The organism is Leisingera sp. S132, from assembly GCF_025144465.1.
In the GTDB taxonomy this organism is placed as follows: domain Bacteria; phylum Pseudomonadota; class Alphaproteobacteria; order Rhodobacterales; family Rhodobacteraceae; genus Leisingera.
Genome location: NZ_CP083553.1, coordinates 3,883,943 through 3,907,417, shown reverse-complemented (window position 1 = coordinate 3,907,417; position 23,475 = coordinate 3,883,943). Strand labels below are relative to the sequence as shown.

Genomic DNA, 23,475 nt, shown 5'->3' with positions numbered 1-23,475 from the left:
GCTCCATGCTACGCGGGACGTATGAGCCGTATTCCCTCCAAGGCCGAAATCCTCGACTGGATCTCCGCTAACCCGACCCATACCTCCAAGCGCGACATTGCCAAGGCCTTTGGCATCAAGGGCGCGGACCGCATCGACCTCAAGCGCATCCTCAAGGAGCTGGAGGCGGAAGGGCATTTGCAGAAGCGCAAGAAAACCTACCGCGACCCGGATCAGCTGCCGCCGGTGACGGTGCTGCAGATCAAGGCGCCAAACGAGGATGGCGACCTGTACGGGCGTCCGCTGGAATGGCATGGCGAGGGCGTGGAACCCATTATCCTGATCCTGACCAAACCCTCGGACCCGGCACTGGGAGAGGGCGACAAGATCCTGGTGAAGCTGCAGATGGTCCCGGACCAGGACCACAATTACGAGGCGCGGCTGATCCGCCGGATCGGGACCAACCCCAAGCGCGTTCTGGGCATCTTCCGCAAAGGGTCTGAGGGCGGGCGGATCGTACCGATCGACAAGGCTGCGTCGAACGAATGGATGGTGGCGCCAGATGCGGTCAACGGCGCCCGAGACGGCGAACTGGTCGAGGCCGAGCAGGCCGGCCCCAAGGGCCGGATGGGCCTGCCGCGCGCACGCATCGTGGAACGGCTCGGCGACCCGACCGCCCCCAAGGCGGTGTCGCTGATCGCCATTCATCAGCACGGCATCCCTGATCATTTTCCCGATCCGGTGATGGCAGAGGCTGATGCGGCCAAGCCCGTGGGCCTGAAGGGCCGCGAGGACCTGCGGGAACTGCCGCTGGTCACCATCGATCCGGCAGACGCGCGCGATCATGACGACGCCTGTTATGCCCACGCCGATGACGACCCCAAGAACCCCGGTGGCCATGTGATCTGGGTGGCGATTGCCGATGTCGCCGCCTATGTGCGCCCCAGCTCGGCGCTGGACCGCGAGGCGAAGAAGCGCGGTAATTCCAGCTATTTTCCCGACCGGGTGGTGCCGATGCTGCCGGACCGTCTGTCCGGCGACCTGTGTTCCTTGCACGAAGGCGTGCCGCGGGCCTGTATCGCGGTGCGGATGCAGGTGGATGCCGAGGGCAACAAGATTGCCCACAAATTTGTGCGCGGGCTTATGCAATCTGTGGCCTCGCTCAATTACGCCGAGGTGCAGGAGGCGCAAGACGGCAATGCGAACGGCAAGACCGCGCCGCTGCTGGATGATGTGATCAAGCCGCTGTTTGCCGCATATAAGGCTCTAACAAAGGCAAGAGCCGCACGGGAGCCGCTGGATCTGGACCTGCCCGAGCGCAAGATCGTGCTGGATGACGACGGCCATGTTACCTCTGTCGCTTTCCGTGACCGGCTGGACGCGCACAAGCTGATCGAGGAGTTCATGATCCTCGCCAATGTCGCCGCCGCGGAAGCGCTGATCAAGAAACGCTCACCGCTATTGTTCCGGGTGCACGAAGAACCGGCACAAGAAAAGCTGGAAAGCTTGCGCGAGACCGCACAGGCGGCGGGCCTTAGCCTGGCGAAGGGGCAAGTGCTGCAGACACGGCACCTGAATGCGCTCTTGAACCAGGCCGCGGGGACGGATGATGCAGAACTGATCAACATCTCCACCCTGCGCTCGATGCAGCAGGCCTACTACAATCCCGAGAACTTCGGGCATTTCGGCCTAGCGCTTCGCAACTACGCGCATTTCACCTCGCCGATCCGCCGCTACGCCGACCTGATCGTGCACCGCTCACTGATCTCCTCGCACGGCTGGGGCGATGACGGGCTTGATGAGGCTCAGATCGATCGGCTAGAAGATACGGCAACCCATATCTCCGACACCGAGCGGCGCTCGATGATTGCGGAGCGCGACACCACCGACCGCTATCTGGCATCCTACCTGAGCGAGCGGGTGGGCAATGAATTCGAAGGCAGGATCAGCGGTATTGCCCGCTTCGGCGCTTTTGTGAAACTGGACGAGACCGGCGCCGACGGGCTGGTCCCGGTGCGGTCCATCGGGCGGGAGTTCTTCCATTTTGACGCCCAGTCCGGAACACTGACCGGCGCTGACACCGGTATGACCCTGACCATCGGACAGCGGGTGACGGTGCGGCTGACCCAGGCGGCGCCTGTCACCGGCGGGCTGGAGCTGGAGCTCCTGGCGCTGGAGGAGGTCCCGATGCCCGCCGGCGGAGGCCAGCGCGGCCGCCGCAGCCCGGCAGGCCGCACCGTGAAGCGCAAGGCGGCCAAATCCAAGCACAAGGCCGCCAAGGTGAAACGAAAGGTGGAACGTAAACGGCGGAAATGATCGCCTGTCCCTGCGGGGACAGGCTGGTGTTTTTCTATGCCGGAATATCCAGCGGCGCGCGGATCTTGTAGGTCAGCGCCCGCTTGATCAGCCAGCCGTGACGCAGCGGCTCCACATCCCGCGGGTCGTCAAACAGCACGGCGCGAGTCCCCTCAAACCGGTCCCAGGCAGGGAATGCCGAGGCAAACTCCGGAATCAAGCGGCTTTGGCAATGCACAAAGAGCGCAAAGCGCGCGCCCTTCGGCACCCCCAGCCGGACGGTGGAACCCGTCTTGGTCTCAGGCGTAACGTAAGACGGCTGTCCCCAGCGCAGCACTTCCTCTACCCGCCCGGCTTCTGGCGTTGCGGCGGCGGTTTCAAACACCAGCTGCCGGAGCCTAAGCAACCCCTCCCGCGCCAGCGGATCAGAGGCCGCAAAGGCGGCCTCGATCTCCGGAGTGGCAAAGGCGGGCGTCATGGCAGGGGCACCGTTTCAAATACTCGGCTCAGATAGGCGCACAGAATCTTGTCGCCCCGCAAGCGTCTGCTGACTGCCGAAGCCTCAGAAGTGTGCAGCATGGAAATCAGGAAAGGCGCCACGCTCAAGTCAGCAGAGGTGATGTTGCCGCCCATCAGGAACGGACGTTCACTGGCAAGCACGGAGATAGGCTTCAGGTCCTGCTCCAGCCGGTGCATCCGCTCCGCTTCGGTGAAACGTGCGAGGCCCTGCCACTGCAGCCCATTCTGGATTTCCTTTCTGACCGGGGCGCTGATTTCCTCGCGCATGGGTTCGGGAACCGGCTGGAAGATCTGATCCCGCACCTCGGGCCAGACCGTGTCGTCATTCCAGCGCATTTGCAGCAGGTGCAGGCCCAAGTGGTATTCCGCCAGCCGCACCCAGGCGCGGGCGTGGGCGCGGGAGGCCGCATCCAGCCCTGTGTCGAAATCGGCCCCCTGCCCTTCCAGCCAGTCGCGGATGCCGTCGCTGTCGGCAATCTGTCCATCCGGCGTCGCAAGAACCGGCAGCTTCCGGTGCGGCATTTCGGTTGGGTCCAGCATATCGCTGCGCTGCCAGGGCTGGCCGGACAGCTCCAGCATCAAGGCGGATTTGATGCAGAAGGGGCTCATGCTGAACAAACCGAAACCGCTGGGGAATGTGAGGAGGGAAAGCATTGCTGAAATCCTGTTTGTTGTGTTTGCTCTCCTTTCTCTACGCCCGCCTGATGACAATTACTGTCATTAGTGCATAGGATGATCAGGCATGTCCCGAACTCACCGCCTCTTCCAGCTGATGCAGGCCCTGCGCCTGGGGCCCGGCCCGCATACCGCAGCTCGGCTGGGGGAGGAACTGGGCGTGTCGGCCCGCAGCATCCATCGCGATATTGCGACCCTGCGCGAGATGGGCGCAGTGATCGACGGCGAGGCGGGATACGGCTTTACCCTGATTGAGGACAATGCGCTGCCGCCGATGGGTTTCCGGGACACGGAACTGGAGGCACTGGTGCTGGGTCTGCGCGAAGTGGAACTGATCGGCGACCCGGAGCTGGCCACCGCGGCCTCTGAAGCCTTGCGCAAGCTGCAGGCGCGGCTGCCACCGAGACAGGCGCACCGGCTGCGCCACGCGGTGCTGGCGCCCTACCGGTTCGAACGCCCGATTCCGCCCGCGATTTCCGCACAGGACCTGCGTCAGGCCGCATGGGACGAGGTCGAGGTGCGGTTTGGTTACACGGACGGCTACGGCGCAGTGACCGAGCGTCAGGTAAAACCGCTGAGCGTGGTTTATTTCGACCGCTCGACCGTGCTGATTGCCTGGTGCTGCCTGCGTCAGGCGGTGCGGGTGTTCCGGCTGGACCGGATGCGCGGGCTTGAGGTGACGGAGCAGAGTTTCCGCCCGCGCCGGGTGCCGATGCTGCGGGAGGCCTTGGAACAGATGCGCCAAGAGCACCGGCAAGAGCATCGTCAGCAGGACAGGCAGGCGGCACCCCGCACACGCCAGTAGTGACCTCTTTACCCGGTTCGCGCTGTCGCTAAACTGGAGCTGGGCAGTGAATAACGAGGTGCATCATGCGCAAATGGGTAGCTGTATCGCTGGTGGCAGGCAGTGCAATGGCGGCAGAGGCCGCGACGGACAACTCCTTGAGGCCCGCCGATCGGCCCGGGGCCGCGAAACAGGAGGGGCAAGGTGAAAACTATCAGCTGGCGTCTGCCACAATCTTGAGACCGGTCGCTAGGCCAGCCGCACTCCAGCAAGCCGCGGTGGAACAGGCTGCAGCTGAAGTCAGCTTCAAGGAATGGATCACGGAATTCAAAGACCGCGCCTTGGCTCAGGGCATCAGCACACCGGTTCTGGACAGTGCCTTTGACGGCGTGAGCTATGATCCCGAAGTGATCCGCCGCGACCGCAACCAGTCAGAGTTCACCAAGACGATCTGGGACTACCTGGACAGTGCGGCCTCGGATCTGCGGGTGAAGAATGGAAAGGCAGCGCTGCGCGACCAGCAGGTGCGGCTGGATCAGATCGAGGCCAAGTATGGCGTCGAGAAAGAGATTGTGGTTGCGATCTGGGGGCTGGAAAGCAGCTATGGCACCTTCCGCGGCAAGATGGATGTGGTCCGCTCACTTGCGACCCTGGCCTTTGACGGGCGGCGCGGGGAGTTCTTTGAGGGTCAGCTGGTTGCGGCGCTGAAGATCCTGCAGGCAGGTGATGTTGCTGCCCGCAAGATGACCGGCAGCTGGGCCGGGGCAATGGGCCATACCCAGTTCATTCCGACATCATATCTGGACTACGCGGTGGATTTCACCGGCGACGGCAAGCGGGATATCTGGTCGGACAACCCGGCTGACGCGCTGGCGTCTACTGCCGCGTATCTGAAGCAGTTTGGCTGGGTGAAAGGTCAGCCCTGGGGGGTGGAAGTGACCCTACCCAAGGGGTTTGATTACACTCTGGCGGATCGCGAGATTGAGAAATCGCCCTCGGACTGGGCGGCGCTCGGCATCAAGGGGCTGGATGGGCGTACGGTGAAGGATCACGGGCCTGCCTCAATCCTGCTGCCTGCGGGCAGCGAGGGCGCGGTCTTTATGATCTTCCGGAATTTCGCTGTGCTGGAACGCTACAACACTGCGGATGCCTATGTGATCGGGGTCGGCCATCTGGCTGACCGGATCAGGGGCGGCGCGTCGATCCAAGGCAGCTGGCCGCGCGGCGACCGGTCGCTGTCCCTGGCAGAGCGCGAAGAGATGCAGCAGCGGCTGACCAGCGCCGGGTTCGATACCGACGGCATCGACGGCAAGATCGGGCCCAAGACCATCGGGGCAGTGCGCGCCTATCAGGTTGCAAACGGGCTGACGCCGGACGGGTACGCCTCGCTGCGGCTGTTGCAGCGGCTGCGTTAACACTGGCGGAAGGAACCTGCCCCCTCTGGGTCTAGAGGCCAATTCACCCACGGGATATTTCTGGCCGGATGAACAAAGGAAAAGGCCCCGCATTGCGGGGCCTTTTGTGTTTGATGATTGTTGCGGTGATCAGCTGGGAGACATTCCGCGCAGGCGCTCGGAGCGGCGGCGCAGCATTTCCACCGTCGCCAGCAGCATGATGGAGATCGCAACCAGGATCGTCGCCACAGCCAGGATGGTTGGCGAAATCTGCTCGCGCAGGCCGATGAACATCTGCCAGGGCAGTGTCTTTTGCCCGGCCGAGCCGACAAACAGCACCACAACCACTTCGTCGAAGGAGGTGATGAAGGCGAACAGGCCGCCCGAGATCACCCCCGGCAGGATCAGCGGCATTTGCACTCGGAAGAAGGTGGTGACCGGATCGGCGCCCATGTTGGCCGCGGCCCGGGTCAGCGAGCGGTCAAAACCCACCAGCGTCGCCGTCACCGTGATGATCACAAAGGGGATACCCAGAGCGGCATGTGCCAGAACCACGCCAATGTAGGTCCCCTGCAGGCCGATGCGGCTGTAGAAGAAGTACATGCCGGCCGCGGAGATGATCAGCGGCACGATCATCGGCGAAATCAGGATCGCCATAATCGCCCGGCGGAACGGCACATGCGGCTGGCTGAGACCGATGGCGGCCAGCGTGCCGAAGGTGACCGAAACGATGGTCGCCATCGGCGCGATCTTGAGCGAATTCCACATCGCAGACTGCCAGGAGTCATTGCTGAAGAAATCGCGGTAGTGCTTCAGCGAGTAGCCTTCCGGGTCCAGCCGCAGCATCTCCGGGGTAAAGGTGAAGAAATCCTGCGCGTTGAAGCTGAGCGGGATAATCACCACGATCGGTGCGATCAGGAAGAAGAAGACCAGCCCGCAGATCACCCGGAAAGTGTAGTGCCAGGTGCGCTGGCCAACGGTCGCATAAGGAGGAAGTGCGCTCATATCGGTTATCCCAGCTTAACGTTGTCGATGCCGACGACCTTGTCGTAGACCCAGTAGAGGAGCAGGACGACCGCCAGAAGGATTGCGCCAAGCGCCGCACCCAGGCCCCAGTTACCGGAGGTCGAGATATGGTAGGCAATCAGGTTGGAGATGAAGGTGCCCTTGGTGCCGCCGACCAGGGCCGGAGTGATGTAGTAGCCCACGGCCAGGATGAAGACGAGGATCGACCCTGCGCCGATACCCGGCACGGTCTGCGGGAAATAGACCCGCCAGAAGGCGGTCCAGTCAGTCGCGCCCAGCGACTTGGCGGCGCGCAGGTAGGACGGGTTGATGGTCTGCATGACGGAGTACATCGGCAGGATCATGAACGGCAGCAGGATGTGCGTCATCGCGATAATCGTGCCGAGCTCGTTGTTGATCAGAACCAACCGGTTGGCATCATCCACAAGGCCGATCCAAACAAGAGTGTCGTTGATCACGCCCTGCTGCTGCAGCAGGATCTTCCAGGCCGAGGTCCGCACCAGAAGAGAGGTCCAGAAGGGCAGCAGCACCAGGATCAGCAGAAGGTTCGCCTTGCGCGCCGGCAGGTTGGCCAGGATCCACGCGACAGGGTAGCCCAGCAAGATACAGCTGAAAGTGATGATCAGGGACATCCGCATGGTGCGGACCAGCATGGTGTTGTAGATCCGCTCATTCTCTGGCCGGATCTCCGGGCCTTCAGCGCCCAGCTGCATGTCAACAGCATTCAAAAAGTAGCCGGAAGTGAAAGTGCCGGAATAGGTCTTGATGGTGCGCCACAGCTCAATGTCGCCCCAGCCATCATCGATTTCGATCAGCTTTTCGCGGAACGGGCCGTCGGTGGCGAGATCCCATTTCTTGACTTTCCGCCCGGATTTACGAAACACCGACGACAGCCCCGGGTTCTCGTAGTTAAGGCGCTTTGCGACCTTGGTATGGGTTTTCTGTTCGGCGGCGACCTGGAGGTCGGCAGCCATCGCAGCAAACACGGCCTCGTCAGGCAACTGTCCTGACGCCGGATCCCAATCTGCCAGCGCTTCGACCGTTTGGGGTAGCGTGTCCTGGACGATCCGGTTCTCCACCGAGCGGAACAGCATGTCTGCCACCGGCAGAATGAAAGTCACAAGGATGAACAGCAAAAGCGGCGCAATCAGCATCAGCGCGCGCAGTTTCTGCATCCGCAGTGCCCGCGCCAGGCTGCGCTTCAGCGGCGTGCCGTCCGCGGCCAGTACCGGGCCGGAGTGGCTAATGTCAGTCATAGGGTTCCCCGTCGGGTCTTTATTTTTTTGGGCAGGGGGCCTGAATGCAGCAGGCCCCCTGCGGTCTCGGAAGAGTCAGATTACTTGGCCAGCCATGCCTGGAACTTGGCGTTCAGGTCATCGCGGTTGTCCGCCCACCACTCGTAGTCATAGACGTGGACGTTGGCAGAGTTCGCCGGGTCGGTCGGCATGTGCGGTGCCATGTCGATGCCCAGTTCGGCGTGCTTGCCAACCAGCGGCGCCGAGGAGGCGCGGGCCGGGCCGTAGGAGATGTAGGCCGCCTGGTCAGCCAGACGCTGGGTGTCGGTGGCGAACTTCAGGAAGTCCATCACGCGCGCCTTGCGGTCTGCCGGGAGACCCGCCGGAACAACCCAGCCGTCGAGGTCAAAGGACTGCATGTCCCAGAGCATGCCGATCGGCTGGCCCTGTTCGGCAATCGCCGAGAACAGGCGGCCGTTGAAGGTTGAGCCCATCACCACTTCGCCGTCAGCCAGCAGCTGCGGGGTTTCCGCGCCCGCGGTCCACCAGACCACTTGGTCTTTGATGGTGTCGAGTTTGGCCAGAGCCTGCTCAACACCTTCGTCGGTGCTCAGCACGTCGTAGATGTCATCCTTGGCCACACCATCGCAGTACAGCGCCCATTCCATGTTGTCGATCGGACGCTTCTGCAGCGAGCGCTTGCCCGGGTATTTCTCGGTGTCGAAGATTGCGCAGACAGTGTCCGGCGTGTCGATCAGATCGGTGCGATAGCCGAAGGTGGTTGAATAAACGATCTGCGGAACGAAGCAGTCGCTGACGATCAGGTCGCCGAAGTCTTCAGACGCCGGGGTGCCATCGGGAGCAGCAGCCAGATCCTCGTCATGGTTGATCTCTTCCGCCAGGCCTTCGTCGCAAAGGCGCATGGAGTCAGAGGCCACGGCATCCACCAAATCCCAGGTCACGTTGCCGGCTTCATTCATGGCACGGATCTTGGCCACGGCTTCGGCAGAGCTTTCATCCCAGATCACCTTCACGTCGGGATTAGCGGCCAGGTAGGGCTCCACATAGGCTTTTTGCTGGCTGGCCTGGTAGGCGCCGCCCCAGGATACCAGAGTCAGCTCATTGGCCATTTCTTCAGCGAAAGCTGAAGGGGCGCAAAGGGCAGTTGTCATTGCCAATGCAGACAGTTTGCTGAGTTTCATAGAGAGTCTCTCCTTGTTGAAATTCACAGAAGTGAGAACCCCCCGGTCGTTCTTCTGCCGGGGGTTCGGCGCGCGCGGATCAGGCGTCCAGTGCGCGGCAGTCTTCCGGCAGCCAGCCGATTTCGATCTGCTGACCGGGCTGGAGACGGACTTGGTCCGGAGCGTTCCGGGTCTTGATGATGAACTCATCATTGCCGGCCACCCGCAGACGGGTGCGGAAGATGTCGCCCATATAGATGAACTCCAGCACTTCCGCCTTGAGCGTATGAGCGCCTGCCTGCAGGCGGTCCTTGTTGTATTCCACCCTTTCCGGGCGGATTGACACGCGGGTGCGCTCGCCGGGGCGGGACACGTTGACCGGCTTGCAGTCAATCAATTCGCCATCGTCCAGCTGAACCAGTGCGATACCGTTGTTGATTTCCTTGACGGTGCCTTCGAGCGTGTTGTTTTCGCCGATGAACTGGGCCACAAAGCTGTTGTCCGGGCTTTCATACAGCTGGTCCGGCGGTGCAATCTGCTGGATGCGGCCATCGTCGAACACGGCAACGCGGTCGGACATGGTCAGCGCCTCGGTCTGGTCGTGGGTCACATAGACCACGGTGATCCCCAAGCGGTGGGCCAGATGGGTGATCTCAAACTGCATTTTTTCGCGCAGCTGCTTGTCCAGCGCGCCCAGCGGTTCGTCCATCAAAACCAGTTCGGGTTCAAACACCAGCGCACGCGCCAGCGCGATCCGCTGCTGCTGGCCGCCCGAAAGCTGTGCCGGACGGCGGCCGCCAAAGGCACCCATTTCCACCATGTCCAAAGCGCGCTTCACCTTTTCCTCGCGCTCGGACTTACCCATTTTGCGGACTTCCAGCGGGAAGGAGAGGTTCTCCGCAATCGTCATGTGCGGGAACAAGGCGTAGTTCTGGAACACCATGCCGATGCCGCGCTTGTGCGGCGGAATGTTGTTGATCGATGTCCCGTCCAGACGGATATCGCCATGGGTCGCGGTCTCGAAACCAGCCAGCATCATCAGGCAGGTGGTTTTCCCGGACCCGGACGGGCCAAGCATGGTCAGAAATTCACCCTTGGGCATGGTGAGGTTGAGGTCTTTGACAACGAGATTTTCGCCATCATAGCTCTTTTGGACGCGTTCGAATTCAACGAACGCATCAACGTTTGACGCATCAGCCAAAGCAGGCTCCCCGTAGTTTTGTCATTCCGGCAGATTTGCTCTGCACTTATTCGAAGTTAATCACACCAACGCTATCAAGCGCTAGATATGAAAAAAATATTCTTTCACCGGTGAGCGTACGAAATTCATACTTCGGCCGCCTTCAAAAGGAGAAGAATACCCTAACGGAAGCCTAGTCCCGTTCTGCCGCTCTTGATCGAACTTATTGCGACGCCCTTATGATATTTTGCGCCACATTCAGCAAAAATCCGGCTGAAAACCGACACATCTGCACCTGAAACCGAAGAAGAAAGGCCCGGCAGCATTGCTGCCGGGCCTATGTGAGTCGCGCCGTGCGCGCTGTTCAGAAGGGAATCAGGCGCTGTGCAGCAGGTCCTGCTTCTTCAGTTCTGCGTAGCATTCATCCAGCGATTTCACGGCCCGCTCGATCAGCACATCGATCTGCTCCGGCGTGATCACCAGCGGCGGTGAGATGATCATCCGGTCGCCCACGTGGCGCATCACCAGATTGTTGGCAAAGCAGCGCTCCCGGCAAATGTATCCAACGGTCCCGGCATCAGAGGCGAAGGCGGCCCGGGTGTCCTTGTTGGGGGTCAGCGCAATCGAACCCATCATCCCAACAATCTTTGCCTCACCCACCAGCGGGTGATCGGTGAGAGCCTCCCACTTCTGCTTGAGATAAGGCGCTGCCACGTCGCGCACGTGGCCGAGGATGTTCTCCTCTTCTAGGATACGCAGGTTTTCCAGCGCAACAGCGGCCGCCACCGGGTGGCCAGAGTAGGTGTAGCCGTGGTTGAACTCATCCCCCGCGATCACTGAGGCAACTTCATCGCTGACAATCGAGCCGCCGATCGGCGCATAGCCGGAGCTGAGACCCTTGGCGATGGTCATGATATCAGGGCGGATGTTCAAGGTTTCGCAGCCAAACCAGTTACCCGTGCGCCCGAACCCGCAGATCACCTCGTCCGCGATCAGCAGAATTTCATACTTGTCGCAGATCCGCTGGATTTCCGGCCAGTAACTGTCCGGTGCCACAATGACGCCGCCAGCACCCTGCACCGGCTCTGCAATGAAGGCCGCGACACGGTCTTCGCCGAGTTCCAGGATAGCCTCTTCCAGTTCTCGCGCACGCTGCAGGCCAAATTCTTCCTGGGGCATGTCGCCGCCTTCGGCCCACCAGTTCGGCTGATTGATATGGTGGATATCCGGGATCGGCATACCGCCTTGGGCATGCATACCGCTCATGCCGCCCAAAGAGCCGCTGCCGACAGAGGAGCCGTGATAAGCGTTCTTGCGGCTGATGATCACCGATTTCGACGGCTTGCCCTTCAACGCCCAGTAGTGGCGCACCATGCGGATGTTTGTGTCATTGGCCTCGGACCCGGAGCCTGCAAAGAACACATTGTTCAGGTCACCCGGCGCCAGTTCGGCGATCTTCGCAGCCAGCGCGATGGCCGGCACATGCGTCGTCTGAAAGAAGGTGTTGTAATAGGGCAGCTCGCGCATCTGGCGGGCCGCCACTTCTGCCAGCTCCTCGCGGCCATAGCCGATGTTGACGCACCAAAGGCCCGCCATCGCATCGAGGATCTGATGGCCTTCGCTGTCGGTCAGGTGCACGCCATCCGCGCGGGTGATGATGCGCGCGCCCTTCTGCGACAGCTCACCATTGGCGGTGAACGGATGCATGTGGTGGGCGGCGTCCAGCGCCTGCAGCTCAGCTGTCGGCATGTGATTGGTGATAACGGTCATGAGACTCGCTCCTGAGAAAAACTGATTGGCCCCAGAATATGATCAAATTCCCAGGTGTCAATCGAATCAGTTCGCGGCCCGCAATCCCTGAACCACATGCTCCATGCCTTCAAAAACATCCCGTTCCATCGCCAAAGCAGCCATCTCCGGGTCCTGCCGCCGCAGCGCATCAAGGATGTCTTTATGGCGGTCCGGGAAGCTCTGCGTTCCCAGGCGGCCGCTGACCACCCGCAGCGAAGGGCCGAAGCGCAGCCAAAGACGGTCGGCAATATCGCTTAGAATGGGCGCGTTTGCGTGTGAATAAAGCGCCGTGTGAAAGCTGTAGTTCTGCACCAGGTAGCCCGCGACGTCACCGGTGGCGATTGCCTTGTCGAGCGCATGATCGATGGCGACCAGCTCCTCGATATGCGCTGCGCTTATCTGTACCGTAGCTCGGCGCGCAAGCTCACACTCTATTGTTTTTCTGGCAAAAATGAGCTCTTCAAGATCTTCGGCTCCCAGCAGCGGCACAGACACCCGGCGGTTCCCCTGGAACATCAGCGCGCCATCGGAGATAAGCCGCCGGATCGCTTCGCGCACTGGCGTCATGCCGGCCTCCAGCGTCTCGACCAGACCTTGGATAGTCACGGCCTGGCCCGGCACCAACTCCCCGAACAGAATCTGCGCTCTCAGCTTCTGATAAACGATCTCATGCGCGGGCAGTTTTGCCGGGTTTTCCTGCGCCGCAGCGGGCGGTGAAGTGGTCTCTGTCACCTGGGGGTTTCCTCCTCGATTTTGGCCAGCTTGCACCATCCTGAGCCAAGTGAAAACATAAAGAGTATTGCCGAACGCGGCAAAACTTGATCAAATCCATTTACAGCCGGACCTGGAAGCCGGCATGCACAGGGAGAATTTCATGACACTGAAAACGATGACCATGACCGCCGTCGTTGCCCTTGGCACGGCAGCCGCCGCCACGGCGGAAGAGGTTCGCGTCTACAACTGGTCGGACTATATCGACGAAGGCCTGCTGGAAAAGTTCGAGAAGGAAACCGGCATCGACCTGATCTACGACGTCTTTGACAGCAACGAGGTTCTGGAGACCAAGATGCTGGCGGGCGGCTCGGGCTATGACGTGGTGGTGCCGACCGGCTCCTTCATGGCGCGCCAGATCCAGGCCGGCGCCTTCCAGAAGCTGGACCCGTCGAAACTGCCGAACAAGGGGAACATGTGGGACGCGATCGAGGAGCGTACCGGAAAGTATGACCCCGGCAACGAATACTCCATCAACTATATGTGGGGCACCACGGGCATCGGCGTGAACGTCGCCAAGGTGAAGGAAGTTCTGGGGGAGGACGCTCCGATCGACTCCCTGGAACTGGTGTTCAACCCGGCCAACATGGAAAAGCTTGCAAGCTGTGGTGTGCATTTCCTGGACGCCCCGGATGAAATGATCCCGGCAGCACTGAAATACATCGGCGAAGATCCCAACAGCATGGACGCGGATGTGGTCGCCAAGGCTGAGCCGGTTCTGTTGGCCGTGCGACCCTATATCACCAAGTTCCACAGCTCGGAATACATCAACGCCCTGGCCAACGGTGACATCTGCGTAGCCTTTGGCTGGTCCGGCGACATCCTGCAGGCGCGCGACCGTGCCGCGGAAGCCGAGAACGGCGTCGAGATCGAATACAATGCCCCCAAGGAAGGCGCGCTGATGTGGTTTGACCAGATGACCATCCCGGTCGACGCCCCGAACCCGGAAGGCGCCCATAAGTTCCTGAATTTCATCATGGACGCGCAAAACATGGCCGCTGCGTCCAACTACGTTTACTACGCCAATGGCAACAAGGCGTCGCAGGAGTTCCTGGAAGAGGATGTGATCGGCGATCCCGCGATTTATCCGAACGAAGAAACTGTCCAGAACCTGTACATCAAAGAAAGCTATCCTGCGAAGGTGCAGCGCAAGGCCACCCGCATGTGGACCAAGGTCAAATCCGGCACCTGATCAGCCGCTCTTTGACCGGCGGGGCGTTTTCAGCGCCCCGCAAATCCTGACGCGCCTGGGTTTCCTTCGCGCGCCCCCTCGAGACATCCGCGCGACAACTCGCAGAAGAGGCCCGGCTTGACTGCTTCCGTATTCGAACCTTGGAATGATCCTGAGGCTAAGCCCTTGATTCACTTCCAGAACGTCACCAAACGTTATGGTGAATTCACCGCCATCGACAACCTGACCATCGGCATCTACGAGCGGGAGTTCTATGCGCTGCTTGGTCCGTCCGGCTGCGGCAAGACCACACTGATGCGGATGCTGGCCGGGTTCGAGACCCCGACTGAAGGCAAGATTTTCCTGGCAGGCCAGGATATCGCACCGGTGCCGCCGAACAAGCGGGCCGTGAACATGATGTTCCAGTCCTATGCGCTGTTCCCGCATCTATCGGTCTGGGAAAACATCGCCTTTGGATTGAAACGCGAGAAAATGCCAAAGCACGACATCGACGACCGTGTTGAGGCGATGCTGAAATTGACCCGGCTGGAGAAATTCGCCCGCCGCAAGCCGCATCAGATTTCCGGCGGCCAGCGCCAGCGTGTTGCCCTCGCCCGTTCACTTGCCAAACACCCGAAGCTGCTGCTGCTCGATGAACCGCTGGGCGCGCTGGACAAGAAGCTGCGCCAGGACACCCAGTTTGAACTGATGGACATTCAGGAGAAAACCGGCACCACCTTTGTGATCGTGACCCACGACCAGGAAGAGGCAATGACCGTGGCCTCCCGCGTGGCAGTAATGGATCACGGCAAGATCATCCAGGTGGCGACACCGGACCGGATCTATGAAAATCCAAACTCTGTCTATGTCGCCGATTTCATTGGCGACGTGAACCTGATCGAAGGCACGGCCAAGCCCAGCGGCAGCGACGCATACGCCATGTCCTGGCACGAAGGCCACGCTCCTTTGACGGTGAAGTCGCCGAATGCATTCTCCGATGGTCAAAAATGCCATCTGGCTATCCGGCCTGAGAAAGTAGCGATCAGTGCCGAACAGCCGGCCGGGGCGGACAACGCCGTCCAGGGCCGCATTCTGGATATCGCCTATCTGGGCAATATCTCCACTTACCATGTGGAACTGCCCACCGGCGCGGTGATCAAGGCGCAGACCGCCAACACCCGCCGTATCGCCCGCCGCGCCTTTACCTGGGAAGACACTGTCTGGCTGTCCTGGACCGCCACGGCAGGCGTTCTGCTGGCCGACTGATGCGCCGCTTTGTCCTGATTGCCATCCCCTATGTCTGGCTTCTGGCCCTGTTCCTGGTGCCATTTGCCATCGTGCTTAAAATCTCCCTGTCTGACTATGCGGTGTCGATCCCGCCCTATGTCCCGCAGTTCGACTGGGCCGAAGGCATCGCTGCCTTCATCGCGGAACTGGATTTCGAGAACTTCGTCTGGCTTACCGAAGATGACCTATATTGGAAGGCCTACCTCAGTTCCCTGAAGATTGCGGTTATCTCGACCTTTTTCACTCTGCTGGCCGGCTACCCCATCGCCTATGGCATGGCGCGCGCACCGGAAGAATGGCGCCCCACCCTGATGATGCTGGTGATCCTGCCCTTCTGGACGTCCTTCCTGATCCGCGTCTATGCGTGGATGGGCATCCTGTCGAACGAGGGGTTCCTCAATCAGTTTCTGATGTGGACAGGGATTGTTTCCGAACCGCTGACCATCCTCAACACCAATTCCGCGGTCTACATCGGCATCGTCTATACCTATCTGCCGTTTATGATCCTGCCGGTCTATTCGGCGCTCGAACGGCTGGACGGCTCGCTGATCGAGGCGGCAGAGGACCTTGGCTGCTCGCGCCTCACCGCCTTCTGGCTGGTGACAATTCCGCTGTCCAAAACAGGCATCATCGCCGGCAGTTTCCTGGTCTTCATTCCGGTGCTGGGTGAGTTTGTGATCCCTTATCTGCTGGGCGGTTCCGACACTCTGATGATCGGCAAGGTGCTGTGGGAGGAGTTCTTCTCCAACCGCGACTGGCCGGTGGCCTCTGCGGTGGCGGTGGTGCTGCTCTTGCTGCTGGTGGTCCCGATCGTGCTGTTCCAACGCCATCAACAGAAACAGCAGGAGGCAGAGCAATGAACCGTATGAGCTGGTTTAACGCCGTATCGCTGACCCTGGGCTTTGCCTTCCTCTACATCCCGATGGTCATTCTGGTGATCTTCAGCTTCAACGAAAGCAAGCTGGTCACCGTCTGGGCCGGGTTCTCGACCAAGTGGTACGGCGAATTGCTCCAGAATGAGGCGTTCCTGAACGCCGCCTGGGTGACCATCAAGGTGGCAGTGTTCTCCTCCACGATGGCGACCGTGCTGGGCACCATTGCCGCCTATGTGCTGGTGCGCGGCGGGCGGTTCATGGGGCGGACGCTGTTTTCCGGCATGATCTATGCGCCGCTGGTGATGCCCGAGGTGATCACCGGCCTGTCGCTGCTCCTGTTGTTCATCGGCATCGAACCAATGATCTCTCCGATTTTTCTCTACGCAGCCGAAGTTTGGAACCCGTTCATTGAAGGAATTGACGAGCGCATGGGATGGTCTCTCTTAGAGTATCTGAACATTGCGGAGAAATTTGAGCGCGGCGTTCTGACAATCGTGCTGGCGCATACCACATTTGCGATGTGCTATGTCTCAGTTGTGGTCTCTTCCAGGCTGGTGACCTTCGACCGCTCTCTGGAGGAAGCGGCTCTGGATCTGGGCTGTTCGCCGGCGGAGGCGTTCCGGCTGGTGACCCTGCCGATTATTGCGCCTGCGGTGATTTCCGGCTGGCTGCTGGCCTTCACCCTGTCCCTGGATGACCTGGTGATTGCCTCATTTACCTCCGGTCCCTCGGCCACCACCCTGCCGATCAAGATCTTCTCGGCCGTGCGCCTGGGCGTCAGCCCCGAAATAAACGCACTGTCGACCATCATGATCTCGATCGTCACCGTGGGCGTCATCACCGCCTCGCTGGTGACCAAGCACCAGGTGGCTCGGCAGAAGCGTGAGGAACAGGCTGCGGAGCGCACCTGATGCGCCGGATCTTCTCCGGCTATGCCTATGGTCCCGGCCCGCGCAGCAACTGCTGGTGGGACGAGACCATCCCGGCACCGGACTGGCCTGTTCTGGAAGGAGAAACTGCCGCCGATGTGGCGATCATCGGCGGCGGCTTTACTGGAGTATCAGCGGCCCTGCATTTGGCTGAAAGCGGTGCCTCAGTAGTCCTGCTGGAAGCAGAAACTCCCGGCTGGGGCGCCTCCGGGCGCAATGGCGGGTTCTGCTGCCTTGGCGGCTCGAAACTGTCGAGCGGCGCAATGCGCAGGGTTTTCGGCAAGCCCGCCGCTGACGCCTATGACGCCAGCGAAGTGGCCGCTGTGGACCTTGTAGACCAACTGCTGGAAACACACGGCATCAGCGCCGACACCCATTCGCGCGGGGAAACCCAGCTGGCCCACAATGAGAAAGCCGCACGCCGTCTGTCAGCCATTGCAAAGGAAATGCGGAAAGCTGGTGAAGAGCAGGAGTTTCTCTCCCGTCGCCAGCTGGCTGATCACGGCCTTAACGGCAGGTTTCATGCCGCGCTGACAACACCGGTGGGCTTTGCGCTGAACCCGCGCAAATACCTGTTCGGCCTGGCCGCCGCCGCCGCGAATGCCGGTGCAAGACTGTACCAGCGGAGCCCCGCCCGCTCTATCAGACATGCCGGCAGCGGATATGAAATAGAGACGAATAATGGACCCTTGAAGGCATCCAAGGTCATCATCGCCACCAACGGTTATTCCTCGGAGGATTTGCCGGATTGGCTGGCCGGGCGGTACATGCCTGCACAATCCACGGTCATGGTGACCCGCCCCCTGACAGAAACAGAGCTGCAGGCGCAGGGCTGGTTTTCGCATCAGATGGCCTATGACACCCGCAACCTGCTGCACTACTTCCGCCTGATGCCGGACAACAGGCTCCTTTTCGGGATGCGCGGCGGGCTGTTGTCCTCTCCCCGGGCCGAAGCCGGAATCCGTCGCAAGCTAAGGCAAGACTTCGAGGCAATGTTCCCGGAGTGGCATCAGGTCGAAACCACCCATTGCTGGTCCGGCATGGTCTGCTTGTCGCGCAATCTGGTGCCTTTCATCGGGCCGGTGCCGGGTCATCCGGGCCTGTTTGCCGGTCTCTGCTACCACGGCAATGGCGTTGCAATGGGCAGCTATGCCGGGCGCATTCTCAGTGATCTGGTGCAGGATATTCAACCGGAGCTGCCCTATTCTCCGGCGGTGCACAAGTTGCCGCGGTTTCCATTTGGCCGCACCCGCCGGCTATTGATGCCGCCAGCCTATGCGGTTTTGGGTCTGATGGACTGAAGCGCGGCACGCTCCAGTTCATAGGCCTGCCAGTCCCGCACCCCGCCGCGCTCTGCCCGCCACAGGCAATAGGCCGCCATCCGCCAGTGAAACCACGGCATCAGAGCCAGGGTTCTGCCCGCAACCCGCGGATCAGGATAGGCCTGCAGAAAGCTGTCTTCCTGCGATTTCGTCAGCGGCTCCCCCCGGTACATCAGCTGCATTGCCGGAGACAGGAACAACGCAAGGTCTTCCGCCGGATCACCGATCTGCGGGCACTGCCAGTCAATCAGCGTCAGCGTGCCATCATGCGCCAGCAGGTTGCCAGGCACCGGATCCCCATGGATCAGCTGCCTTTGCTGCAATGGCGGAACCCTGCCCAGCGGACGCAATCCAGCCAGCGCTTTCACGTCCTCGCACTCTTTCAGAATATCAAGGGTCTGCCGCTCCAGCGCGGCGCTGCCATTGACACCGTCCGGCAGCCCAGGCGGCGCGGCCAAATCATGCACCCGCCCCAGAAACCGGGCCACATGGGCTGTGTCTTCCTGCCATGGGCTGCCGTTGACATGCGCATAACACAGCCACCTTTGTCCCTCGAATGTCCCGGTCTGAACCAACGGCGGCACCATTCCGGTACCTGAAAGCGCCGCCAGAATTGCCCCTTCCCGTGCCGGATCATTGGAGAACAGCGGGTTGGCTCCGCCCTCGGCGTACAGCTTGATAACCAGCGCCCCGGCCCGCCAGACATGGTTTGACCGCCCGCCGGCCAGGCGCCGGGGGGCGGGAACATGCAGCCCGATTGCGGATAAATGCGCAAAGAAACTGGATTGGAACTGGTCTGTCAGCGGTTGCAGGGCGGACTCCGGAGCTTGGCCGCCCTGTTCTTAGACAGATTTTCCGCCAGCGCCTACTCCCGGATTACACAGCGGGTTCGCGCAACGCGCTGACCGAAGAGGCCAGGACCACCGAACCGCCCCGGGTGATCAGTCCAACTTCTCCACCCTGCATCCGGGTTTCGTTCACCTTGAAGTAGACTTCGGCATGTTCCGCAAGCAGCAGATCATCCCCTTTGCGGCTTTCAACAACAAAAGAATACTCTCCGGTTTCTACCGCATTTCCGTCGTCATCCAGGCCATTCCATTCATAAGGCTCCGCCGAAACCGGAAGTGTGACGCGCTGCACTTCAGTGCCGTTTTCATTTTTCACTACCAGGGTGACCGAGTCAGCAGCTGCTGCCGGGTTGGGTGCAATGGTGACCGAGCTGGTGCCATCGAAATAGCCTGGTGCAACTGCCCGGGCCTCCATCCCGACCCAGCCGGACAAAGCGGCCATGTTTGCCAGCCCAAGCTGCGATTGCAGCCCCTCGAGCAATGTATTGCTCTTGGTCTGCTGCTCCACCATGGAGAACTGCGCAAGCTGCGCCGCATATTCAGTCGAATCAAGTGGCTCCAAGGGGTCCTGGTTTGTCGCCTGCGCCGTCAGCATCTTCACGAATGTTTCGAAATCCGACGTCAGCCCTGAGGTTTGCTGTGAGGCCGCCGGCAGCGGATTGGATTGTGCCGCGGGGTTGCCTGCGGAAGTAACTGCTGTTGTCATGTGATCAAACCCTCATATCCACGCCGGCAGATCCGAGCCGGAGGTTTTGTATTGTTTTCTCGCCGGCGGCTTCAGCGCCATCGGTCCGTGCCCCCGCCGCTCCGCCATCGTGACCCGCACCTTCCTCAGTGCCATCACCATCTCCGCCGCTGCCCGCCTGGCCGCCGCTGAACTCGAACGAAATGTCCTCATAGCCCATTCGGCGGAATTCCTCGGCCAGCTCATTGATATGGCGGCGCATCAGATCTCCGGTTTCTGGGCGTTCTGTCTGGATAATCATCGTAATGCCGGTTTCGCTGGTCACCACGCGCATCTTGACGTGCCCTAGCTCCTGAGGGTTCAGGCTCACCTCAACCTTCTGGTCGCCTTTGGCAGCGAAGGCTTCGGCGATCTGGGCTGCAATCATCCGGGGCATTTCCGGCCGGTGCACCGTGTGTGAACCGAACGACGCTTCGGTCAGAAGCTGGCTCAACCCCGGGGCCTCTCCCGAAAGCCCAAGCGCGTGAAACGGCAGATCAGCCTCGCCTGCGTTTTCTGCCAAACCAGCGGCCAACAGCGGCTGAAACATGACCGAAGCTTGCGGGGCCGCCTGAACTGCGGGCACCGTGCTGAACTGGCCGGTACGGGATGTCCCAGAACCCGGTTTTCCTTCGGCAAGGGCTTCTGCCGAAATATCCTCCGAAACCTTGATGCTGACCGAGCCAAGATCCGGATTGCGCGATGTGTCCCGTGACGCAGGCAATCCGGCTGCAAGCGACTGCACCGCGCCTTGCGCGCCAGCGGCAACCGCCCGGGCTACACCTTCGGGCTGCCGGGCCTGCATTTGTTCAACGGCCTGCACATTTGGCTTCCCGGAAACTTTCTTGGCCGCCTCGGCATCCTCACCGGCCGCAGCGCTCTGAACGCCGCCAGAGGGGCTTGTGCCCTTCTGCCCTGCGACGTTCATCTCTGAACGGCTGCCGGAACTTTCCCCTGCAGCTGCCTTCCTGGCGGCAACCGCCTCCGGAATTGCCGCTGCACTCCCGGGGACTGCCTCCTTACCCCTAACCGGATGAGGTTCCTGCGGAGGGGTCCTTTCAGTTTCCGGCACCTGGGCTGCAGCCCCGGTGCTGGGCTTCGGCGAACCCGCAAGCTGACTTTCACCCGTGTTCTGGCTTGCCTGAACCGGTTGCGCATCGCCATGCGCAGCCAGTTTTGCCGCTGCGTTCCCAGCTTCGCCATTGGAAAGGTCAGCCTGTTGTGTCCCGTTCCGCTGCAGAGCCTGGCTTGCAGCGGTAATAGTTTCGTCAATGGCATCTGCGCTTGCGGCGTTTTGCGCAGTGCTTACTGTGCCCTCCGTTTGGGCATGAGCTGGCAAATCCGTCACCCCAGCAACATTGTTAGTGACCTGCTCCAACCCAAGAGCGGCAATATCCGGGTCCGCTGCAGACGGGTTTTCGGAAGTTGCGGGCAAGTCTGCCTTTGCCTCTTCTTGAGAAGAACTTTCTTTGCTGCCGTCGGTTTCAACAGACTTCGCGTCCGTCTCTTCCACTGATTCCGCAACAGGGGATTCGGCATCCGGAGAGCGCGCTGCGCCAGCCTCTTCGCCCTGGTTCGGTTCCGCAGTCATGTAATTTGAAAAATCTCTTGAACCGTCTGATTTATTTGAATTTCCAGATGCAGCAGACGCCGTTTTTCCGCCGGTGGCAGGTTCAACACCAAGGATCGAATTCATCATCATGTTCTGTTCCAGACATTCTATCTCGACTCGCAAAGACTTAGCCCAAAGCAGTTACGGCAATTTTAACCGGTTGCAGTGCAGTCTCGGAAAAATCGATGGAATTCGAGCACCAACCGGAGAACCGGACATGACTGATCTTTTGCCTATCCCGTTGCAAAGCGCATCGGCTACTGCCCCGGTGCGGCCCGCACACAAAGATCCGCTGCGTGAAGCCGCCATTGAGCTGGAAGCCTCATTTCTTGCAGAAATGCTGAAATCCGCCGGTCTCGGCGAAGCCAGCGACGCCTTTGGCGGCGGAGCAGGCGAAGAGCAGTTCTCCAGTTTTCTGATCCGCGAACAAGCCAACCAGATTGCCCGCTCTGGCGGCATCGGCCTGGCCGAATCACTTTATCACGCATTGAAGGAGACCCAAGGTGAGTAACCCGGACCCGCAACAACTCATTGATGATCTGGATCAGATCCTTGATCAGGAACGGACTGCCCTTATGGCGGGCGACCTGGCCAAGCTGGAAGACCTGCTGGCGAAAAAAGAAAAAATCATCGGCAAACTGAACTCCGTTTCTGAACTCGAACGAGAAGCACTGGAGCAGGTTCAGACAAAACTGACACGCAACCAGGATCTCTTGGACAGCGCGATGAACGGAATCCGGTCAGTTGCTGCACGGATGGCCGAATTGCGCCGAATCCGCAAAGGGTTGGACGTATACGATCAATCCGGACGCCGAACCCGCTTTGGCACCCGCAGCGGCGCCAAGCTGGAGAAAAGGGCCTGAGAGCAATTTGGGGAAAATTCTAAAAAACCAAATTCCGCCATTAGCACTCCCTTAGCAAATCCTGCGCCAAAGTCGCCTTGCACCTGATCAAGGGTGGCGCGGAAACCGGACGGTGGAACGCACAGTCAGAAAGACGTCACACAGCGCCCCGGAGGGGCAAGTAATTCAGGGGCCAAAGCGCCCCGCAGCTAAAGGAAAAAGCTATGACCAGCATTCTGACCAACAACGGCGCAATGGTTGCTCTGCAGACCCTGAAGTCCGTGAACAACAATCTGGAAGAAACTCAGAACCAGATCTCGACCGGTAAAGAGGTCGGCATGGCGAAAGACAACTCCGCTGTCTGGGCCATCTCCAAAACCATGGAATCCGACATCCAGGCCTACGAAGCCGTGGGCGACGCCCTGAACTTCGGCGAGGCAACTGTGGCGGTCGCGTCCTCCGGCATGGAGCAGATCGTTGAAACCCTGAAGGAAATGCGTGAACTGGCCGTTGCCGGCGTTTCGCAGAACGTTGACCACGACAAGATCGAAGCTGACCTGGCCAAGAAGAAGGAACAGATCGAATCGATCATCGACTCCGCAAGCTTCAACGGTGCCAACCTGCTTGACACCGCCGTGACTTCGCAGCTCGACGTTCTTGGCGGCATCAGCGCGACCGGCGACGTGATCACCGTTTCGGCGATCGACACCGGTGCGTCCCTGGATACCAGCGACATTGATGCTCTGACCTCCGCCAACGCAGCGGACGTTCTGACCCAGGTCGAAGCCCTGCTGACGTTTGCAATCGACGCCGCGGCCCAGCTGGGTGCGGACAGCAACCGCCTGTCCGATCAGAACGACTTCGTGTCGAAACTGACCGACTCGCTGAAGTCCGGTGTCAGCACCATGGCAGACACCAACATGGAAGAAGCGTCGGCCCGGCTGAAGGCATTGCAGACCCAGCAGCAGCTGGCGGTGCAATCGCTCTCCATCGCCAACCAGGCGCCGCAGACCCTGCAGCAGCTGTTCCGTTAAC

The 23,475-nt window shown here is 60.6% G+C and carries 21 protein-coding genes and 1 pseudogene; 11 read left to right on the top strand and 11 right to left on the bottom strand.

The genetic code is table 11. The annotated features are described in order from the left end of the window. The first annotated feature begins 21 nt into the window (after positions 1 to 21). The gene (gene rnr, locus K3725_RS19255; RefSeq protein ID WP_260016836.1) at positions 22 to 2,295 is read left to right on the top strand and encodes a ribonuclease R; all 2,274 of its coding nucleotides are present in this window, start codon (positions 22 to 24) and stop codon (positions 2,293 to 2,295) included. Positions 2,296 to 2,329: 34 nt separating this feature from the next. On the opposite strand, the gene K3725_RS19250 is transcribed toward rnr, so the two are convergent. Together K3725_RS19250 and K3725_RS19245 are read right to left on the bottom strand one after the other, a co-directional pair. Then, positions 2,330 to 2,752, bottom strand: coding sequence for a DUF1801 domain-containing protein (locus tag K3725_RS19250; protein WP_260016835.1), 423 nt, complete (start codon positions 2,750 to 2,752; stop codon positions 2,330 to 2,332). Next, entirely contained in the window at positions 2,749 to 3,402 is a 654-nt protein-coding gene (locus K3725_RS19245; protein WP_260016834.1) for a glutathione S-transferase family protein, read from the bottom strand. Before K3725_RS19245 ends, K3725_RS19250 begins: the two co-directional genes overlap by 4 nt. Before the next feature lie 133 nt (positions 3,403 to 3,535). Between K3725_RS19245 and K3725_RS19240 the strand changes: the two genes are divergently transcribed. Further along, a complete protein-coding gene (locus K3725_RS19240; RefSeq protein ID WP_260016833.1) occupies positions 3,536 to 4,273 on the top strand; it encodes a YafY family protein in 738 nt (245 codons plus the stop codon). A 65-nt stretch (positions 4,274 to 4,338) separates the two neighbouring features. Next, complete coding sequence (locus tag K3725_RS19235) at positions 4,339 to 5,667, top strand: lytic murein transglycosylase (protein WP_260016832.1); 1,329 nt, start codon at positions 4,339 to 4,341, stop codon at positions 5,665 to 5,667. A gap of 129 nt (positions 5,668 to 5,796) precedes the next feature. Here K3725_RS19235 and K3725_RS19230 read toward each other — a convergent pair. From K3725_RS19230 to K3725_RS19205, 6 genes and pseudogenes are all read right to left on the bottom strand, one after another. Then, positions 5,797 to 6,642: pseudogene (locus K3725_RS19230) on the bottom strand (ABC transporter permease); the annotation flags it as partial. A gap of 14 nt (positions 6,643 to 6,656) precedes the next feature. Further along, entirely contained in the window at positions 6,657 to 7,928 is a 1,272-nt protein-coding gene (locus tag K3725_RS19225; RefSeq protein ID WP_260016830.1) for an ABC transporter permease, read from the bottom strand. Between the two features lie 80 nt (positions 7,929 to 8,008). Next, the gene (locus K3725_RS19220; protein WP_039184397.1) at positions 8,009 to 9,109 is read right to left on the bottom strand and encodes an extracellular solute-binding protein; all 1,101 of its coding nucleotides are present in this window, start codon (positions 9,107 to 9,109) and stop codon (positions 8,009 to 8,011) included. Positions 9,110 to 9,188: 79 nt separating this feature from the next. Beyond that, positions 9,189 to 10,289 (bottom strand): ABC transporter ATP-binding protein, encoded by a 1,101-nt coding sequence (locus K3725_RS19215; protein WP_260016829.1) that lies wholly within the window; start codon positions 10,287 to 10,289, stop codon positions 9,189 to 9,191. A gap of 354 nt (positions 10,290 to 10,643) precedes the next feature. Further along, positions 10,644 to 12,038, bottom strand: coding sequence for an aspartate aminotransferase family protein (locus tag K3725_RS19210; protein ID WP_260016828.1), 1,395 nt, complete (start codon positions 12,036 to 12,038; stop codon positions 10,644 to 10,646). Positions 12,039 to 12,104: 66 nt separating this feature from the next. Beyond that, the gene (locus K3725_RS19205) at positions 12,105 to 12,830 is read right to left on the bottom strand and encodes a GntR family transcriptional regulator (RefSeq protein WP_260016827.1); all 726 of its coding nucleotides are present in this window, start codon (positions 12,828 to 12,830) and stop codon (positions 12,105 to 12,107) included. A 103-nt stretch (positions 12,831 to 12,933) separates the two neighbouring features. On the opposite strand from K3725_RS19205, the gene K3725_RS19200 reads away from it, so the two are divergent. The 5 genes from K3725_RS19200 (at position 12,934) to K3725_RS19180 (ending at position 18,393) form a co-directional block, all read left to right on the top strand. After that, positions 12,934 to 14,022 (top strand): polyamine ABC transporter substrate-binding protein, encoded by a 1,089-nt coding sequence (locus K3725_RS19200; protein WP_260016826.1) that lies wholly within the window; start codon positions 12,934 to 12,936, stop codon positions 14,020 to 14,022. 117 nt (positions 14,023 to 14,139) lie between these two features. Continuing rightward, positions 14,140 to 15,267, top strand: a complete 1,128-nt coding sequence (locus K3725_RS19195; protein ID WP_260016825.1) for an ABC transporter ATP-binding protein — start codon at positions 14,140 to 14,142, stop codon at positions 15,265 to 15,267. Further along, a complete protein-coding gene (locus K3725_RS19190; protein WP_260016824.1) occupies positions 15,267 to 16,148 on the top strand; it encodes an ABC transporter permease subunit in 882 nt (293 codons plus the stop codon). Before K3725_RS19195 ends, K3725_RS19190 begins: the two co-directional genes overlap by 1 nt. Further along, a complete protein-coding gene (locus tag K3725_RS19185) occupies positions 16,145 to 17,074 on the top strand; it encodes an ABC transporter permease subunit (protein ID WP_260016823.1) in 930 nt (309 codons plus the stop codon). The genes K3725_RS19190 and K3725_RS19185 overlap by 4 nt, the downstream gene beginning before the upstream one ends. Next, positions 17,074 to 18,393, top strand: a complete 1,320-nt coding sequence (locus tag K3725_RS19180) for an FAD-binding oxidoreductase (RefSeq protein ID WP_260016822.1) — start codon at positions 17,074 to 17,076, stop codon at positions 18,391 to 18,393. The genes K3725_RS19185 and K3725_RS19180 overlap by 1 nt, the downstream gene beginning before the upstream one ends. Here the strand turns inward: K3725_RS19180 and K3725_RS19175 are convergent. From K3725_RS19175 to K3725_RS19165, 3 genes are all read right to left on the bottom strand, one after another. After that, positions 18,366 to 19,142 carry an aminoglycoside phosphotransferase family protein gene (locus tag K3725_RS19175; RefSeq protein ID WP_260018643.1) on the bottom strand — a complete coding sequence of 259 codons (777 nt, stop codon included), beginning with the start codon at positions 19,140 to 19,142 and terminating at the stop codon, positions 18,366 to 18,368. The two genes, K3725_RS19180 and K3725_RS19175, sit on opposite strands and share 28 nt — an antisense overlap. 148 nt (positions 19,143 to 19,290) lie before the next feature. Next, positions 19,291 to 19,968 carry a FlgD immunoglobulin-like domain containing protein gene (locus tag K3725_RS19170; RefSeq protein ID WP_260016821.1) on the bottom strand — a complete coding sequence of 226 codons (678 nt, stop codon included), beginning with the start codon at positions 19,966 to 19,968 and terminating at the stop codon, positions 19,291 to 19,293. A gap of 4 nt (positions 19,969 to 19,972) precedes the next feature. Further along, positions 19,973 to 20,791, bottom strand: a complete 819-nt coding sequence (locus K3725_RS19165; protein ID WP_260016820.1) for a flagellar hook-length control protein FliK — start codon at positions 20,789 to 20,791, stop codon at positions 19,973 to 19,975. Positions 20,792 to 21,815: 1,024 nt separating this feature from the next. Between K3725_RS19165 and K3725_RS19160 the strand changes: the two genes are divergently transcribed. From K3725_RS19160 to K3725_RS19150, 3 genes are all read left to right on the top strand, one after another. Beyond that, positions 21,816 to 22,109, top strand: a complete 294-nt coding sequence (locus tag K3725_RS19160) for a rod-binding protein (protein WP_260016819.1) — start codon at positions 21,816 to 21,818, stop codon at positions 22,107 to 22,109. Continuing rightward, the gene (locus K3725_RS19155) at positions 22,102 to 22,461 is read left to right on the top strand and encodes a flagellar protein FlgN (protein ID WP_260016818.1); all 360 of its coding nucleotides are present in this window, start codon (positions 22,102 to 22,104) and stop codon (positions 22,459 to 22,461) included. The genes K3725_RS19160 and K3725_RS19155 overlap by 8 nt, the downstream gene beginning before the upstream one ends. A 203-nt stretch (positions 22,462 to 22,664) precedes the next feature. Then, on the top strand, positions 22,665 to 23,474 hold the full coding sequence (locus K3725_RS19150; protein WP_260016817.1) for a flagellin: 810 nt from the start codon (positions 22,665 to 22,667) through the stop codon (positions 23,472 to 23,474). Position 23,475: the final 1 nt, after the last annotated feature.